The 16,102-nt window shown below is 68.9% G+C and carries 14 protein-coding genes and 1 other RNA gene; 8 read left to right on the top strand and 7 right to left on the bottom strand.

Annotated features, from left to right (window positions below; translation table 11 throughout):
* Window positions 1-80 precede the first annotated feature (80 nt).
* Complete coding sequence (locus NI2_RS06350) at window positions 81-1,076, bottom strand: hypothetical protein (protein ID WP_067487437.1); 996 nt, start codon at window positions 1,074-1,076, stop codon at window positions 81-83.
* Between the two features lie 221 nt (window positions 1,077-1,297).
* Here NI2_RS06350 and NI2_RS06345 point away from each other — a divergent pair, with 221 nt between their 5' ends.
* Window positions 1,298-1,501 (top strand): cold-shock protein, encoded by a 204-nt coding sequence (locus tag NI2_RS06345; RefSeq protein WP_056821080.1) that lies wholly within the window; start codon window positions 1,298-1,300, stop codon window positions 1,499-1,501.
* A 59-nt stretch (window positions 1,502-1,560) separates the two neighbouring features.
* Here the strand turns inward: NI2_RS06345 and NI2_RS06340 are convergent, their stop codons facing one another.
* The 3 genes from NI2_RS06340 to NI2_RS06330 form a co-directional block, all read right to left on the bottom strand.
* A complete protein-coding gene (locus tag NI2_RS06340; RefSeq protein ID WP_067487330.1) occupies window positions 1,561-4,572 on the bottom strand; it encodes a bifunctional [glutamine synthetase] adenylyltransferase/[glutamine synthetase]-adenylyl-L-tyrosine phosphorylase in 3,012 nt (1,003 codons plus the stop codon).
* Between the two features lie 76 nt (window positions 4,573-4,648).
* Window positions 4,649-5,989 (bottom strand): type I glutamate--ammonia ligase, encoded by a 1,341-nt coding sequence (gene glnA / locus NI2_RS06335; RefSeq protein WP_067487327.1) that lies wholly within the window; start codon window positions 5,987-5,989, stop codon window positions 4,649-4,651.
* A 113-nt stretch (window positions 5,990-6,102) separates the two neighbouring features.
* Window positions 6,103-7,644, bottom strand: coding sequence for an alpha/beta hydrolase (locus NI2_RS06330; RefSeq protein WP_067487433.1), 1,542 nt, complete (start codon window positions 7,642-7,644; stop codon window positions 6,103-6,105).
* A 203-nt stretch (window positions 7,645-7,847) separates the two neighbouring features.
* On the opposite strand from NI2_RS06330, the gene panB reads away from it, so the two are divergent.
* From panB to NI2_RS06310, 4 genes are all read left to right on the top strand, one after another.
* Complete coding sequence (gene panB / locus NI2_RS06325) at window positions 7,848-8,705, top strand: 3-methyl-2-oxobutanoate hydroxymethyltransferase (protein ID WP_067487431.1); 858 nt, start codon at window positions 7,848-7,850, stop codon at window positions 8,703-8,705.
* Window positions 8,706-8,812: 107 nt separating this feature from the next.
* A complete protein-coding gene (locus NI2_RS06320; protein WP_067487322.1) occupies window positions 8,813-9,244 on the top strand; it encodes a hypothetical protein in 432 nt (143 codons plus the stop codon).
* Window positions 9,244-10,206, top strand: a complete 963-nt coding sequence (gene pip / locus NI2_RS06315) for a prolyl aminopeptidase (RefSeq protein ID WP_067487320.1) — start codon at window positions 9,244-9,246, stop codon at window positions 10,204-10,206. The genes NI2_RS06320 and pip overlap by 1 nt, the downstream gene beginning before the upstream one ends.
* Window positions 10,207-10,209: 3 nt before the next feature.
* The gene (locus NI2_RS06310; RefSeq protein ID WP_067487318.1) at window positions 10,210-11,058 is read left to right on the top strand and encodes a CHAD domain-containing protein; all 849 of its coding nucleotides are present in this window, start codon (window positions 10,210-10,212) and stop codon (window positions 11,056-11,058) included.
* 156 nt (window positions 11,059-11,214) lie between these two features.
* On the opposite strand, the gene NI2_RS06305 is transcribed toward NI2_RS06310, so the two are convergent.
* Complete coding sequence (locus NI2_RS06305) at window positions 11,215-12,672, bottom strand: RNB domain-containing ribonuclease (protein WP_067487311.1); 1,458 nt, start codon at window positions 12,670-12,672, stop codon at window positions 11,215-11,217.
* 19 nt (window positions 12,673-12,691) lie between these two features.
* A complete protein-coding gene (locus NI2_RS06300; protein ID WP_067487308.1) occupies window positions 12,692-13,024 on the bottom strand; it encodes a hypothetical protein in 333 nt (110 codons plus the stop codon).
* Window positions 13,025-13,418: 394 nt separating this feature from the next.
* Between NI2_RS06300 and NI2_RS06295 the strand changes: the two genes are divergently transcribed.
* Window positions 13,419-13,781: a hypothetical protein gene (locus NI2_RS06295; RefSeq protein ID WP_067487305.1), complete on the top strand. Its 363-nt coding sequence runs from the start codon at window positions 13,419-13,421 to the stop codon at window positions 13,779-13,781.
* 61 nt (window positions 13,782-13,842) lie between these two features.
* Here the strand turns inward: NI2_RS06295 and rnpB are convergent.
* Window positions 13,843-14,252, bottom strand: an RNA gene (gene rnpB / locus NI2_RS06290) — RNase P RNA component class A.
* Window positions 14,253-14,288: 36 nt separating this feature from the next.
* On the opposite strand from rnpB, the gene NI2_RS06285 reads away from it, so the two are divergent.
* Both NI2_RS06285 and NI2_RS06280 read left to right on the top strand, forming a co-directional pair.
* On the top strand, window positions 14,289-15,176 hold the full coding sequence (locus NI2_RS06285; protein WP_067487303.1) for an alpha/beta hydrolase: 888 nt from the start codon (window positions 14,289-14,291) through the stop codon (window positions 15,174-15,176).
* A gap of 122 nt (window positions 15,177-15,298) precedes the next feature.
* Window positions 15,299-16,084, top strand: coding sequence for a helix-turn-helix transcriptional regulator (locus tag NI2_RS06280; protein ID WP_067487301.1), 786 nt, complete (start codon window positions 15,299-15,301; stop codon window positions 16,082-16,084).
* Window positions 16,085-16,102 lie beyond the last annotated feature (18 nt).

The following is a 16,102-nucleotide window of genomic DNA, read 5'->3' as shown; positions in this document are numbered from 1 at the left end:
CCGCCCCATCGTCGCACGGATCGTACCGACAGGCTCCGACATCCCAGCGCCCGAACAGGACTGGCGGGTCGAGTGCCGCGCTACCCGGTCCCGGCCACCGCGGCACGGAACTCCGCCGAGGCGTAGAACGGTGCGAGCCTGCGTCGCAACAGTGCGTCGAGATAGCCGCGTTCGTCGAGCTTTTCGAGCACCGACGGGCCGAAACGCAGTGCCTCCTCCATGATGTCGGCGCGGCTCACGCCGAGCTCGGCCAGGAGTTCGGTGAGCGCGGTGTCGCCGTACTTGTCGAAGACGTGGTCGATGCCCTCGTCGAGCAGCGCGTGGAAGTAGTCGGTGTCGCGGAAGGAGCGCCAGAACTCGAAGGCGAGCACGACGATGTCCTCGACGTCGTCGGCCGAGACCACCTCACGGAACGTGCCGACCGAATCGCCGACGTGCTTGCGCCAGGTCTCGCGGGCGGTGTCGATGAGCACCTCGTCGGCGTCGTTGCTGTTGCCGCGCAACACGAATCGCGCACCGGTGCGGGTGATGCGGCCGACGCCGGTCTCGATCACGGGCATCGCCGGTTCGGCCAGTCGCGACAGCGCGCCGCGCAGCGAGGCGGCCAGCCCGCCGCCTTCCACGTGGCGCCCGTCGTCGACCGCGGTCACCACCGCGCGCTGCACGGCCTCCACGCAGGCGTCGACGGTGACAGGACTGTTCAGCACTATGCGCAGCAGCCGGTGCGTCACCTCCATGCCCGCGATCGCGTCGACGAGGTCGTCGAAGTGGCGGGTGTCGACCACCTCGCCGACTTCCATCTCGTCGTTGACGCGATGGTTGTACAACCGCGCGGCCACCTCACCGACGAGTTCGGGGATGGCGCCCTCGACGGGGAACTGCACCGCGTACTTGTGCGCGACGGCCTTGATCTGCTCGCGGGTGACGGCCTCGGCCAGGGTGAGCACGTCGGCCTCGGCGAGCGCGCCGTCCACCTCCTCGGTGATCAGTTCGAGAAAACCCGCGGGATCGCGCAGCCGCCGCTTCTCGAAGGCCACGTGTGCGTCGAGTACCCGCATGGCGAGGTCGATGTCCATGGTGCCCAGATTGGCACACTTCGCGGCGGCGGGTGAGCGAGGCCGAAGGATGACCGAAACCGCGTGCGACACGCCCGGGAATTTCCGCAGACTCCGCCCACACGGTGGTGTGATGCAGCCGAATGCGCGGTTTGCTGACGAGTGTGGCATACTTGGACGCTGAGACTGGGCTGATCGCAAGTGATCGCCGTGGCTCACCTACGGAAAAGACTTTTAAAAACATGACTCAAGGCACTGTTAAGTGGTTCAACGGCGAAAAGGGCTTCGGCTTCATCGCCCAAGACGGAGGCGGCCCCGACGTCTTCGTGCATTACTCGGCCATCGGCGGCTCGGGCTTCAAGTCGCTCGAAGAGGGCCAGCGCGTGGAGTTCGAGGTCGGTCAGGGCCAGAAGGGCCCCCAGGCTCAGGACGTCCGCGCCATCTGATTTCGGCGTGATGCTGTAGGAAGGCCCCGCACCACTGGTGCGGGGCCTTTCTCATGTCCTCACACCCCGAAGACCCGCTCGACGACGGCCCTGGCCCGGCGCGTGATGCGCAGGTAGTTGTCGAGGAATTCGCTGCCGTCGTCGTTGGGCCAGCCGGCCACGCGGGCCACCGCCGACAGCAGCCGACCGGGACCGGGCAGCTGATCGGTCGGCTTGCCCTTCACCAGCACGAGCGCGTTGCGGGCCGCCGTCGCCGTGAGCCACGATTCCCGCAGCAGCGCAACGTCTTCCGGCTCGAGGATGCCCTCGGCCTCGATCACGTCGAGCGACTGCAGTGTCGAGGTGTTGTGCAGGGCGGGCACCTCGTGGGCGTGCCGCAACTGCAGCAGTTGCACCGTCCACTCGATGTCGGCCAGGCCACCGCGACCGAGTTTGGTGTGGGTGGCGGGGTTGGCGCCGCGCGGCAGACGCTCGGAATCCACGCGCGCCTTGATCCGGCGGATCTCGCGCACCGCCTCGGGCGACACCCCGCCTGCCGGGTAGCGCACCGGGTCGATGACGTGCAGGAACCGCACGCCCAGGTCCTGATCCCCCGCCACCTGGTGTGCGCGCAGCAGCGCCTGCACCTCCCACGACTGGGCCCACTGGGCGTAGTAGGCCTGATAGGCCGCGAGCGTGCGAACCAGGGCGCCTTGACGACCCTCGGGGCGCAGGCCCGCATCGACCTGCAGCGGCGGGTCGACACTCGGGGCACCTAGCAGCCGCTGCACGTTCTCGGCGACATTGGTCGCCCATTTCACCGCGGTCGTCTCGTCTTCACCGGGCCGCGGATCGCACACGAACAGGACATCGGCGTCGGAACCGTAGCCGAGTTCCTTGCCGCCGAGCCTGCCCATGCCGATCACCGCGATATCGGCGGGCGCCGGGGCGCCACGCTCGGCTTCCGAAGCCCGGATGACCGCGCTGAGCGCCGCCTCGAGCACCGCGACCCACACCGACGACAGCGCCGCGCACACCTGCGGCACGTCGAGCATGCCGAGCAGGTCGGCCGAGGAGACCCTGGCCAGTTCGTGTCTGCGCAGCGAACGAGCCGCCGCCACAGCGCGTTTCGGGTCGTCGTAGCGGGCGGCGGCGGTCTGGATTCCGCGCGCCACGTCCTCGGGTTGCGGTCCGAGCAGCTGGGGTCCGCCGGGACCGTCGGCGTACATGCGGATGGTCTCGGGGGCGTTGATGAGCAGATCGGGCAGGTACTCCGAGGAGCCGAGCACGATCATCAACCGCTGGGCGATGGCGCCCTCGTCGCGCAGTTCGCGCAGGAACCAGATCTGGTCGTCGAGCCCCTCCGACACCCGGCGGTACGCGAGCAGGCCCGCATCGGGATTCGGTGTGTCACCGAGCCATTCGAGCAGTGTCGGCAGCAGCAGCGCCTGGATGCGGCCCTTGCGCGACACTCCACCGGTGAGCGCCTTGAGGTGACCGAGCGCGTTCTCCGGTGCGGCGTAGCCGAGGGCGGCGAGCTGGCGCACGGCGGCGTCGGGGCTCAGGCGAAGCGCGTCGGAATCCATCCGGGCCACCGCGTCGAGCAGCGGCCGGTAGAACAGCTTGGCGTGCAGGCGGCGCACCCGCACCGCGTTGCGGCGGATCTCGGTGTCGAGCACGCCGACCGCGTCCTGGCGTCCGTCGGGCCGGATGTGGGCGGCGCGCGCCAGCCAGCGCATGCCTTCCTCGTCGTCGGCGGCGGGCAGGGTGTGTGTTCGTTTCAGCCGCTGCAGCTGCAGGCGGTGCTCGAGCAGGCGCAGGAACTCGTAGGAGGCCGTGAGGTTGGCGGCGTCGTCGCGGCCGATGTAGCCGCCCGCCGCGAGCGCGGTGAGCGCCTCGACGGTATTGGTGACGTGCAGCGAGTCGTCGACCCGCCCGTGCACCAATTGCAGTAGCTGTACGGCGAATTCGACATCTCGCAAGCTGCCCGCGCCGAGTTTGAGTTCGCGTTCGCGCAGGTCGGCGGGCACCAGGTCTTCCACCCGGCGGCGCATGGCCTGCACGTCGGCGACGAAGTCGGGGCGTTCGGAGGCGGCCCACACCATCGGCATGAGCGCGTCGCGGTACTGCTGTCCGAGTTCCAGATCGCCGGTCATCGGGCGGTTCTTCAGCAGGGCCTGGAACTCCCAGGTGCGGGCCCAACGCTTGTAGTAGGCCAGGTGCGAATCGAGGGTGCGCACCAGCGCACCGGCCTTGCCCTCGGGGCGAAGCGCGGCGTCGACCTCGAAGAAGGCCGAACTCGCGACACTCATCATCTCGGCGGCCAAGCGCGTGGCGGTGGCGTCGGCGGGCTCGGCGACGAAGACCACGTCCACATCGCTGACGTAATTCAGTTCGCGCGCACCGCATTTGCCCATCGCGATGACCGCGAGCCGCACGGGAACCTCGCCGTTCTTGCACACCCGCGCCACCGACACCGACAGGGCGGCGGTGAGCGCGGCGTCGGCCAGGTCCGACAGGTGCCTGCCGACCACCTGATACGGCGGCACCGGTTCGTTCTCGACGGTGGAGGCCAGATCGATCGCGGCGAGGAGCATGAGCTGATCGCGATAGCGGTCACGCAGCAACGCGATCGACTCGGGACCGGAGATACCGGCCCGGAACAGCATGGGTCCCGCGTTGGGGCCGGTCTCGGGTTTCGCGTCGACGGCGTCGAGCAGGTCGGCGATCAGTTCGTCGCGATCCGGAAGCCGACCGGCGCGCAGCACTTTCCAGCGCTGCGGTACGGCGACGAGGTGGTCGCCGAAAGCCGTCGAGGAACCGAGCAACGCGAACAGCCTGCCGCGCAGCGTGGTTTCGGAGCGAATCGCCGAATCCAGTTCGCCCCACTCGTTTCCGAGCGCCTCACGCAACCGCACCAGCGTGGACAGGGCCAGATCGGCATCGGGCGAACGTGACAGCGCCCAGAGCACGGGCACGCCGTCGACATTGTCCCAGCCGAGCTGGTGCAGGGAGTCCGCCGCGGTGGGTTCAAGTAACCCGAGCCGACCTACGCCGGGTACAGCGGAGCGGGCAGTCGGTGGCCGAACCATGCGTCAAAACTTACATGGTCCGGGCTACAACGACGTCACGCCGGATCGCCGAGAACCCGCGGCGCCAGCCGCCATGTCACAGGCTGAGGTATTCCTTGAGCTCCCAGGGGGTGACCTGGCTGCGGTAGTCGGCCCATTCGCGGCGCTTGTTGCGCAGGAAGAAGTCGAAGACGTGCTCGCCGAGGGTCTCGGCGACCAACTCCGAGCGCTCCATCGCCTGCAGTGCCTCGTCGAGGGTGCCCGGCAGCGAGCGGAAGCCCATCGCGCGGCGCTCGGCGTCGGTCAGCGACCACACGTCGTCCTCGGCCTCGGGCGGCAGGTTGTAGCCCTTCTCGATGCCGCGCAGACCGGCCGCGAGCAGCACCGCGAAGGTGAGATAGGGGTTGCAGGCCGAATCTGGGCTGCGGATCTCGACGCGCCGCGACGAGGACTTGTTCGGTGTGTACATCGGCACGCGGACCAGCGCCGAGCGGTTGGACCGGCCCCACGACGCGGCCGTGGGGGCCTCGCCGCCGTGGATGAGGCGCTTGTAGGAGTTGACCCACTGGTTGGTGATCGCACTGATCTCCGGGGCGTGCTCGAGGATGCCCGCGATGAACGAGCGAGCGGTGCTCGACAGGTTGTTCGGGTCGTCCGGGTCGGCGAAGGCGTTGGACTCGCCCTCGAACAGGCTCATGTGGGTGTGCATGGCCGAACCGGGGTACTGGGAGAACGGCTTGGGCATGAACGTCGCGCGCACACCCTCGTCGATCGCCACCTCCTTGATGAGGTAGCGGAAGGTCATCACGTTGTCGGCCATCGATAGCGCGTCGGCGTAGCGTAGGTCGATTTCCTGCTGGCCGGGCGCGCCCTCGTGGTGGCTGAACTCCACCGAGATGCCCATCGACTCGAGCGCGTCGATGGCGTGGCGGCGGAAGTTGGGGGCCGAGTCGTGCACGGCCTGGTCGAAGAAGCCGCCGTTGTCGGCGGGCATCGGCTGGTAGCCGTCCTTGAGCTGGTTCTCCAATAGGAAGAACTCGATCTCGGGGTGCACGTAGCAGCTGAAGCCCACATCGGCGGCCTTGTTCAGCTGACGGCGCAGCACGTGGCGCGGGTCGGCCCACGACGGCGAACCGTCGGGCATGGTGATGTCGCAGAACATGCGCGCCGAATGCTGGTGGCCCTTGGAGCTGGCCCAGGGCAGCACCTGGAAGGTCGACGGATCGGGCCGGGCGACCATGTCCGCCTCGGACACGCGCGCGAAGCCTTCGATGGCCGAGCCGTCGAAGCCGATGCCCTCCTCGAAGGCGCCTTCGAGCTCGGCGGGGGCGATGGCGACGGACTTGAGGTAGCCCAGCACATCGGTGAACCAGAGACGTACGAAGCGGATGTCCCGCTCTTCGAGCGTCCGCAGCACGAATTCCTTCTGGCGATCCATACGGCGAGCGTAGGCACCCGGCGTTAAATCCGTGTTACATACGCCGACTCGTTTGCTATCACGTCACATCGTCCGCACTTCTCACCTGGCGTGACCGGGCGGTGTGCGCGGTCTCACCCGCCGCAGGTGAGTCCGGGCGCGGGCGTGGCGAGTTCGGTGAGGTAGGCAGTGACGGCGTCGTCGAGGCATTGGTCACCGGCGACGAGGGCGGCGGTGTGCCGGTTGCCCCGGAAGGTGACGAGCGCGGCGCCGAGCTGCTCGGCCAGGTCGACACCGGCCTGATACGGGGTGGCCGGGTCCTCGGTGGTGGAGACGACGACGATCTTGGCTACGCCGGGCGCCGATATCCGGTGCGGTTCGCTCGTGTTCGGCACCGGCCAGGACGCGCACAGTTCCAGCGGTGCGGCGCCGGTACCCTTGCCGTCGTCGAGAAATGGTGCCGCCCTGCGGTATTCGGCGTCCTGACGGGCCACGACGGCTGGGTCGGTGATGCGTGGGTCGTCGACGCAGCGGATGGCGTTGAACGCATCCTGGGTGTTGGCGTAGGTGCCGTCGGCCCGGCGGCCGTCGTAGAGGTCGGCCAGTTGCAGCAGGGTGTCCCCCGTGCCGCCCTGCAGCTCGGTGAGGCCGCGGGTGAGCAGGGGCCACATCTCGTCGCTGTAGAGGGCCTGCTGGACGCCGGTGATGGCGTCGTTGTAACTCAGGCCGCGCGGATCCTCGGTGCGGGCCGGGGCGGCTTGCAGCGGGTCGACGAGTTGCCGGAAGCGGGCGACGGCGCCTGCCCGGTCGGTGCCGAGCGGGCAGTCGGCGCTGTTCGCGCAGTCGGCGGCGTAGGCGTCGAACACGCCTTGGAAGCCCGCCGCCTGGCGCAGCGATTCCTGCACCGGCTCCTGGGAGGAGTCGACGGCGCCGTCGAGGACCATCGCGCGCACGTTCTGCGGGTACTTCTCGGCGTAGGCGGCACCGAGACGGGTGCCGTAGGAGTAGCCGAGGTAGGTCAGTTTCGCGTCACCGAGGGCGGAGCGCAGCACGTCCATGTCCTGGACGACCTCACGGGTGCCGACATGGCCGAGCAGGTCGAGGCCCGACCGCTCGGCGCAACGGCCCGCGTATTCGCGGTTCTCGGCCTCGGCCTCGGCGATGCCGGACGGGGTGTTGTCGGTGGGCGGTTCGGCGCGTTCGGCATCGGCTTCGGGCGGGGTCAGGCAGACGATCGCGGGCAGCGAGGAGCCGACGCCGCGCGGATCGAAACCGATCCGATCGAATCGTTCGGCCAGCTCGGTGCGGTGCCCGACGGTGACCATCGACAGCCCGGAGACGCCTGGCCCGCCCGGGTTCATCAGCAGCGACCCGATCTTGTCTCCCCTGGCCGGGATTCGCGACAACGCGATCTGGGCGGTCGGACCGTCGGGCCGGGCGTAATCGATCGGCACGGTGACGCGCGCGCACTGGGTGCTCGGCGGCAACCGTTCCTCCGGGCTGCCGAACTCCTCACAGGAACCCCAATCGATGCGCTGTTCGTAGAAATTGTTCAGCCCGGGGGGCGACGGCGGCAGCGGAGTGGGCGGGGTGGCGCTGTCGCTGCCGGTTCCGCATCCGGTGGCGACCAGCGCGCAGATCGCGCCGAGAACAACGACGAGCCTGCTTCGCTGCACAGTTGGCCAACCTTTCCGCGCCGGGCGGCGCAACACGACGCACCCGAACGGGCTCGTCATCACGGTAACCGAAGCGCGGGTGTGACCGATCCCACCGGCCACGCCCTTAAAACGGTTCGCGGCGAGGTGGCACACTGGATGCGTCAGAAAAACCCGGGGACCCGCTACGGGCCTCGAGGAACCAGACGAAAGTAGGGACGATGATGTCCGTATCCGATGAGCAGAGCCCTGCCTACGGTGCCGCTCCCGCTACCACCCCCAAGCCTCGCCGCAAGACCCGCGTCCAGCATCTGCAGCAGATGAAGGCCGAGGGTGAGCGCTGGTCGATGCTGACCGCCTACGACTACTCCTCGGCCCGCCTGTTCGAAGAGGCGGGCATCCCTGTCCTGCTGGTCGGCGATTCCGCCGCCAACGTCGTGTACGGCTACGACACCACCGTGCCGATCACCGTGGACGAGCTGATCCCGCTGGTCCGTGGCGTGGTGCGCGGTGCGCCGAACGCCTTGGTGGTCGCCGACCTGCCGTTCGGCACCTACGAGTCCTCGCCCCAGCAGGCGCTGGCCACCGCCACCCGCTTCATGAAGGAGGGCGGCGCGCACGCGGTGAAGCTGGAGGGCGGTGAGCGGGTCGCCGAGCAGATCGCGCTCATCACCGCCGCGGGCATTCCCGTGATGGCCCACATCGGTTTCACCCCGCAGAGCGTGAACACGCTCGGCGGTTTCCGGGTGCAGGGCCGCGGCGACGGTGCCGAACAGCTCGTCGCCGACGCCATCGCCGTGCAGGAGGCGGGTGCCTTCTCCGTGGTGATGGAGATGGTGCCCGCCGAGCTGGCCGGGCAGGTCACCCGCAAGCTGACCATCCCGACCGTCGGAATCGGCGCGGGCGCCGATTGTGATGCCCAGGTACTGGTGTGGCAGGACATGGCGGGCTACACCAGCGGCAAGACCGCCAGGTTCGTGAAGCGGTTCGGCAATGTGGGCGACGAATTGCGTTCCGCCGCAGCGGCCTACGCCGACGAGGTCCGTCAGGGCACCTTCCCGGGACCCGAACACAGCTTCTGATCCGCACGCATCGGCCCCGTCACCCGACGGGGTCGGGCAGCGGCGCGGCGGACGGCGAGATGGCAGACTCGGAGTCGAAACAGCCGACTCGAAGAGGTACCTTACGCATGCATCGCCGATGGAAGACCAGTCCCAGGCTCGTTGTCACCGGTGTCCTCGCCGCCGTGACCCTGGCAGCCTGTGGCGGTGCGGAAGTCACGCCCAGTGGGTCCGCCACGACCACGACCGCCGGTGCCACCACCACCGAGACGGCGACGCCGAGCACCACGCTGGAGATCAGCGACTCCTCGGCGAACCAGTTGTGCGACATGATCCGCCCGGAGCTGTCGAACTTCCGGGTGCAGGGCCCGACGCTCGGCCGGCTCGCACTGAACACGATGGTGCACGAGTGGGCGCTGCGCAACGGCGGCATCAACGGGCACGTGCTGGCCGACAAAGCGATGATCGACCGGGTGACGACCGAGGCCTGCCCCGATGTGCGCACCGAGACGCTCACCGCGCTCGACCTGCCGAACCTCGCCGCGGGATTGGCGTTCTGATGCGCACCCTGTACCCCGAGATCGAACCGTTCGACAAAGGTCTTCTCGATGTCGGCGACGGCCAGTCGGTGTACTGGGAGGTCAGCGGCAACCCCGACGGCAAGCCGGTGGTGTTCGTGCACGGCGGACCCGGCGGCGGCACCGGTCCGCTGCAACGCCGGTTCTTCGATCCGGCGGTGTACCGGATCGTGTTGTTCGATCAGCGCGGGTGCGGAAAGTCGTTGCCGCACATCGCCGATGGGGCGAGACTCGAGTTCAACACCACACCGCACCTGATCGCCGACATGGAGGCACTGCGCGAGCACCTCGGTGTCGAACGCTGGCAGGTGTTCGGCGGGTCGTGGGGTTCGACCCTCGGTCTCGCCTATGCCCAGGCGCATCCGGAGCGAGTCACCGAGCTGGTGTTGCGCGGCATCTTCCTGTTGCGGCGCAAGGAGATCGACTGGTACTACAACGGCGCGGCGGGCAACATCTACCCCGCCGAATGGGCGAAGTTCCTGGCACCGGTGCCGCCCGAGGAGCGCGGGGACGACCTCGTCGAGGTGTATCACCGGCTGCTGCATTCGCCGGATCCGGAGATCGCGCTCGGCGCCGCCGTCGCCTGGTCGACGTGGGAAGGCGCCACGAGTTCGCTACTGCCGCACCCGGATCGGGTAGCCGAGACCGGTGAGCCACGCTTCGCTCTCGCCTTCGCCCGCATCGAAAACCACTATTTCCGGCACGGCGGATTCCTCGACGAGGGACAGTTGCTGCGTGACATCCATCGGATCGCCGACATCCCCGGAGTGATCGTGCAGGGCCGCCACGACGTGGTGTGCCCCGCGGTGAGTGCCTGGGAACTGCACAACGCCTGGCCGGGCTCCACCCTGCACATCGTCGAGGACGCCGCGCACACCGCGCACGAGCCCGGCATCACCCACCACCTGGTCGAGGCGACCGACCTGTTCGGGAAGCGAGACTGACCCATGGCGATCGAAGCCGGACCCGCCGTCGTCGCGGCACTGCGCGAGGACATCGACCGGCTGCTCGCCGCCGAACCCGATGTCCGCGCCGACGCCGAGGACTCCGTGCACCAGATGCGGGTGGCCACCCGCCGGTTGCGCAGCGTATTGCGTTCCTACCGCAAGCTTTTCGACAGCGACGCCGCCGCCGAGACGGTGACGGAGCTGAAGTGGCTCGCGGAACTGCTCGGGGTCGCCCGCGACGCGGAGGTTCGGGGTGAGCGGTTCGCGAAGCTGCTCGACGGGTTCGGCGAGGTGCCCGCAGAGATCACCCGCCGCCTCGTCGGCGCCGCCGACGACGCCTACGCCCAGGCCCATGAGGAGATCCTCACCGCTCTCGACGGTAAGCGGTACGCGGCCCTGCGCGAGGTGCTCACCACCTGGCGCACCGATCCCCCGCTCGACGATTCCCTCGCCGGCGACGACGCGGACGACGTGTTCGCGCGCGTGCTCGGCCGCGACCGCAAACGCCTGCGCAAACTGGTCTTCGCCGAGCCGACCGCCACCCCCGCCGACCGGGTGGAACTGCTGCACGACATCCGCAAGGGCGCCAAGCGTTTACGCTATTCCTGCGAGGCGGCGGGCGAGGTTCTCGGCGCCGACGCCACCGACCTGGGCGCTCGCGCCAAACGCCTGCAATCGGCCCTGGGCGACCACCGCGACGCCGTGGAATCCCGCGAGGCCATCCTCGCCGCCGCAGGCGATTCCACCGACGCCACCGTCTACGAACTACTCGCCGACACCGAGGAAGCCGCGGCGGGCCGGGCCATCGCGGGTTATCCCGCTGCCGCGGCGTTCATCTCGACCGACTGACCACTGGCGAACCCGGCTGTCACTCACGACACCGGCCACGGCATGCCGAACTGAGTGTCGACCGAAAGGCTTTGCCGCCGTGTAGGATCGATGCCCCGTCGGTCGCAGCGGGTTCGAAAACGCCGGCAGCGCGTCGACCTCGACGCGCGCTGGGGCTCACTCGATGCCGGCGGGTTCGCCGTTCCCATCGGCGGAATAGGCGAATTCGATGGTTCTCGTCGCGGGATCGGCGGTGCGCAGGCGCACGGAGACCCGTTCGCCTTCCGGTGGCTTGCCCGCGCAGCGCGCCAGGATCGGGGGTTCGGCGACGAAGATCTCCGCGTCGCGGGAACCGTTGGCCTCGCGCAGGACCAGGGCGGCGAAGTCGGTGCCCACGCGGGGGCCGAGGATGGTGGCCTCGGTGAGGTCGACGCACGCGCGGTCGACCTTGTTGGCGAGCGAATCGGTGCGGCGCAGGGTTTCCGCGGCGGGCGCCAGGCCGTCGAGCACCCACTGCGGTACCTCGGTGCCCGCGCAGTGCGCCAGGCAGATCTCGGTGGTGAAGCGGTCGGCCAGGCGGCGCAGCGGGGCGGTGACGTGGGCGTAGGGGGCGCCGATGGCGCTGTGCGTCAGCTGGTCGGGAGTGGGGTCGTCGAGGTCGGCGAGCAGGGTGTAGCCGGCGCCGCGCAGCAAGGTGGTCGCCTCCGACATCAGGACCAGCCCGGCCGGAGTGTTGGGGTCGAGTGCTGCCAGCATGCGGCCGACCGGCAGGTCGCCGGGCCAGGCGATGTCGAGGGCGGCGGCGGTGCGACGCAGCGAGGCGACGGCGGTGTCGGGCGGCGGCGGCATCGTGCGCAGCAAACCGACCCGGCTTCCCCTGTGGTCGAGCAGGATTCGTGCCGCGCACATGCCGGTGAGCAGGGAGACCTGCTCGTTCCAGTCGTCGGCGGCGGTACGCGGTTCCAGGTCGAGTCGCCAGTTGTCGCCGTGGCGCACCACGTCCTGGGCAGGCAGGCGCAGCGAGATCGCGCCACGCTCGAGACCTGCCTCGATCCGCAGCCGCCCGAATTCGGGCAGCGCGGCCAGCGAGGGGTGCAACGTCCCGGCGTCGGCGGCGGCCTGGACCTGCTGATAGTCGAAGCGTTCACGGGAGCGCACCAGGGCGCGCTCGACCGAAAAGCGAAGGGGCGCGGCGTCGTTGTCGAGTTCGATGGTCCACAGCGCGACGGGCCGGTCGACACCGGGCAGCAGGCTCGCGGTCCCCTCCGACAGCACGGGCGGATGCAGCGGCACGGTGCTGTCGGGAAGATAGAAGGTCTGGCCGCGTGATTCGGATTCGCGGGCAAGGGCACCGCCGGGCACGATCACCGCGCCGAGATCGGCGATGGCGTAGTGCAGGGTGAAACCGGTCGCGGTGCGTTCGAGGTGCAGCGCCTGGTCCAGATCCATGGCGCTGGGAGGGTCGATGGTCACCAGCTCGAGGTCGGTGCGATCCACCCGGGTGCCCGCGAACGCGTCGACCGCGTCGCGGGCCTCGGAGACAGCCTCGGCCGGATAGTCCGAGGCCAGTCCGAATTCGGAACGGACGGCGCCGAAATCGACCGGCGCCGAGACGATCCGTTGATGGAGTTCCATCCTGGCAGCGTAGCGAGTTCTACTGCAGTGCCAGCATGGTGCCGTTGAGCTGATCGAACGGGCCGTACACGGTGAAGGTGACCCGGCCACCCGGCACCGACGACGACACGGCGGCCGCCGCGTCGAGCGCCTGACCGAACGAGGCCGCCGACGGATGCGGCAGACCGGCGACGGTCCGGCCGAACTTGTTCTGGTGCACCCAGGCGGTATCGGCCGGGCTCAGGTCGACCTGGACCCCGCCGGGCAGCGGGGTCACCGCGACCGCACCCGCCGAACCGGCACCCATCGAGGTGAGCACCGCGGCGGCTCCGGCGATCAATGCACCGGCGACAATGGAACGAACTACCCGCATGGAAATGTGACCTGCTTCCGCGATCGATGTGTTGAGCCCGCACAACGGGCCCTGCCGACGGGCAACACTCTATGACCTCGCTCACGTTCCCGACGAGTTCCCGCGCATATTCACCGCCCCGTCGCGCGTCTCGCACGAATTGTTACTGTGGCGGCGGCACATCCGGCACAAGCCGGAAAGTGTTGCACCCACGTCGATAAATGGGAGTTCCGAGCGTATGTCGTCGCTGATTTACGATTACCTGTTGCCGATCCTCGGGCCTGACCAGGCCACCTACTGGGCCCAGGTGCTGATGATCAACCCGGCCTGACTCACCGCAGAGCACGTCGACCTGTCGCCTCCCGTTAACCTGACGGGAGGCGGCTTGTTTCCTGGGCCGCTAGCATCCCGCTGCGTGAGTAGAACTACCGCCGCCCTCGCGGCAGCCACCGCCGTCTTCGCCCTGCTTCTGACCGGTTGCGGCGAGGACTCGTCCACCGCCGCAGCCCCCGCAACCACCACCCCGGCCGTTCAGGTCGATCCCGGCAAGGCCGGCATGTTCGTGGTGAGCTATCGCAACGCTTTCCCGAAGCTGGCCGCAGGCCGTGACGACCTAGCGGTGAGCGGGGTGCTCAACCAGACATGCTCCGACATCAAGGCGGGCAAGTCCGAGGCCGACACCATCGCCGGCATCGTCGAGAGCTCGACCAACGGCTCCGTCTCGGCCACGGAGCAGGAAGCGCGCGCGGTCTACGACATGGCCAAGCTGATGTGCTGAGTCCCCAGGACAGACGAGGCGGCGGTCCCGTGCGGGAACGCCGCCTTCGTCGTTTCCTGGGCGGGCGAGCCGGCCTGTAAGCCGGATCCTGTCCCCGGCTCGCGCCGGGGGGCGACCATCCATCTGGACACACCGTCGCCGGGTGCCTCGAGCGGTCCACCCGCAGGCTCGGGCGAGCAGCCCTCGAACACCTGCGCAGCCGCACCGTCGCCGGTGCGGCCTTCGACCTTGCTCCGGGCGGGGTTTACCTAGCCGCCCCGGTCACCCGGGGCGCTGGTGCGCTCTTACCGCACCGTTTCACCCTTACCGCACGTTGGGCGTGCGGCGGTTTGTTTTCTGTGGCACTGTCCCGCGGGTCACCCCGGGTTGCCGTTAACAACCGCCCTGCTCTGTGGAGTCCGGACTTTCCTCGGTGGCGGGCGGCGACACCGATGTGCCCGTTCCCGTCACCGCGGTCGCCCGACCGACTCGTCCGCTCTGCCATGGTACTCGGTACGGTTATCAGTCATGGAACGTGTCGACGTCAGTTTCCCATCGGGTGACCAGCAATGCGCCGCATGGCTCTACCTCCCCGATGGTGCGCCGAGGCCGCGTCCGCTGGTGATCATGGGACACGGGCTGGGGGCGACCCGCGAGATGGGGTTGGATCGGTATGCGCGACGGTTCGTCGCGGCGGGAATGGGGGTGCTGGCCTTCGACTATCGGCATTTCGGCGCCAGTGAGGGTGCGCCCCGCCAGGTGCTCAATATCGCCAGGCAGCGTCAGGACTGGAAGGCCGCGATCGCCTACGCGCGCAGCATCCGCGGCTTCGACGCCACCCGGATCGCGTTGTGGGGCACATCCTTCGGTGGCGGGCACGTGCTCTCCGTCGCTCCCGACGACGACTATCTGGCGGCCGTGGTCGCCCAGGTGCCGTTCACCAGTGGCTGGGCGTCGGCGCGGGCCAAGGGACCGATCAGCCTGACCAAGGTGGCGACCGTCGCCATGACCGATCTGCTGTTCGGCCCGTTGCGCCGCAAGCCGATTCGCATCCGCCTGGCAGGCCGCAAACGCGCCGCCGCCCTGATGAGTGCCTCCGATGTGCCCGAAGGCTTCGGCAGGCTCGCCGAGGAGAGCCCGACCTACGATCCCAAAGTCGGTGCGCGCGTGGCTTTCTCCACCCTGTTCGACGCCCCCGGCCGACGCGCCAAGTCGCTGAAGGTCCCGGTGCTGTACACGATCGCCGAGAACGATTCCGTCGCACCGTCCGGCCCCACCCGCAAGGCCGCCGCCCGCACCAAACACGCGGTCGTCAAGGAATACCCGGTCGGCCACTTCGACGTGTACTTCGACGACGTCTTCGAACAGGTCGTGCGCGACCAGACCGACTTCCTGGTGTCGATCCTGCGCCCCTGATCACGCGGGCAGCCGTCTGCACGCCGAACAGGATGGCGTAGGTGCGGTGATCGTGGTCATCGCCGCAATGACCGCACAGGTCATGGTGCCGCTGCCGGCGTGGTGGATAGGGTCGGGTGGTGATGGAGGCGCGGATCGGTTCGCTGGTGCGGGAGTGGCGGCAGCGGCGCAAGCTGAGTCAGCTCGATCTGGCATTGGTGGCCGATACTTCGGCGCGGCACCTGTCGTACGTGGAGACGGGGCGATCGCAGCCGAGCCGGGCGATGGTGCTCCGGTTGTGCGAGGCGCTGGAAGTACCGCTGCGGGAACGGAATACGTTGTTGCTGGCGGCCGGGTTCGCCCCCGCCTACCGGGAGTCGCGGCTCGATGACGCCGAACTCGCGGCCGCGCGAACCGCGATCGACACCATGCTGCGCGCGCACGAACCGTATCCGGCGGTGGTCGTCGACCGGTGGTGGGATGTGGTGGCGGGCAATGCGGCCATGCCACTGCTGATGAGCGGAGTGCCCGAGCACCTGCTGCTCCCCCGGCCCAATGTCTACCGCCTGGTGCTGCACCCCGACGGTCTCGCCGGGCGCTTGGAGAACCTGCACCAGGTCAGGGAACTGTTCCTCGAACGTCTGCTGCGTCAGGCCGAGTCGACCGGCGACGCACGACTGCGCGCGCTCTACGACGAGGTGAACGGCTATGCGGCGCCGCGGGATTCGCCGGGCAGACCCGAACCGACGGGCCCGTTCCAGGTGCCGATCCGCATCACCAGCCCGGCGGGCACGCTGTCGATGTTCTCCACCATGGCCACCTTCGGCGCACCGGCCGACGTGACCCTGTCGGAGCTGGCCGTCGAGTTCTTCTACCCGCTCGACGACTTCACCGCCGCCGTCATGAAACAGGGCGCAGCATCGCGATGATGCTGCGCCCCTAGCTGT

The organism is Nocardia ignorata NBRC 108230, assembly GCF_001612905.1.
In the GTDB taxonomy this organism is placed as follows: domain Bacteria; phylum Actinomycetota; class Actinomycetes; order Mycobacteriales; family Mycobacteriaceae; genus Nocardia; species Nocardia ignorata.
This window is presented reverse-complemented; position numbering and strand designations above follow the sequence as displayed.

Coding starts and splice junctions, on each gene's coding strand:
- NI2_RS06280 (WP_067487301.1), top strand. CDS start 15,299: ATGGAGGCGCGGATCGGTTCGCTGGTGCGGGAGTGGCGGCAGCGGCGC.
- NI2_RS06320 (WP_067487322.1), top strand. CDS start 8,813: ATGCATCGCCGATGGAAGACCAGTCCCAGGCTCGTTGTCACCGGTGTC.
- panB (WP_067487431.1), top strand. CDS start 7,848: ATGTCCGTATCCGATGAGCAGAGCCCTGCCTACGGTGCCGCTCCCGCT.
- NI2_RS06350 (WP_067487437.1), bottom strand. CDS start 1,076: ATGGACATCGACCTCGCCATGCGGGTACTCGACGCACACGTGGCCTTC.
- NI2_RS06305 (WP_067487311.1), bottom strand. CDS start 12,672: ATGGAACTCCATCAACGGATCGTCTCGGCGCCGGTCGATTTCGGCGCC.
- NI2_RS06300 (WP_067487308.1), bottom strand. CDS start 13,024: ATGCGGGTAGTTCGTTCCATTGTCGCCGGTGCATTGATCGCCGGAGCC.
- NI2_RS06340 (WP_067487330.1), bottom strand. CDS start 4,572: ATGGTTCGGCCACCGACTGCCCGCTCCGCTGTACCCGGCGTAGGTCGG.
- NI2_RS06310 (WP_067487318.1), top strand. CDS start 10,210: ATGGCGATCGAAGCCGGACCCGCCGTCGTCGCGGCACTGCGCGAGGAC.
- pip (WP_067487320.1), top strand. CDS start 9,244: ATGCGCACCCTGTACCCCGAGATCGAACCGTTCGACAAAGGTCTTCTC.
- NI2_RS06285 (WP_067487303.1), top strand. CDS start 14,289: ATGGAACGTGTCGACGTCAGTTTCCCATCGGGTGACCAGCAATGCGCC.
- NI2_RS06345 (WP_056821080.1), top strand. CDS start 1,298: ATGACTCAAGGCACTGTTAAGTGGTTCAACGGCGAAAAGGGCTTCGGC.
- glnA (WP_067487327.1), bottom strand. CDS start 5,989: ATGGATCGCCAGAAGGAATTCGTGCTGCGGACGCTCGAAGAGCGGGAC.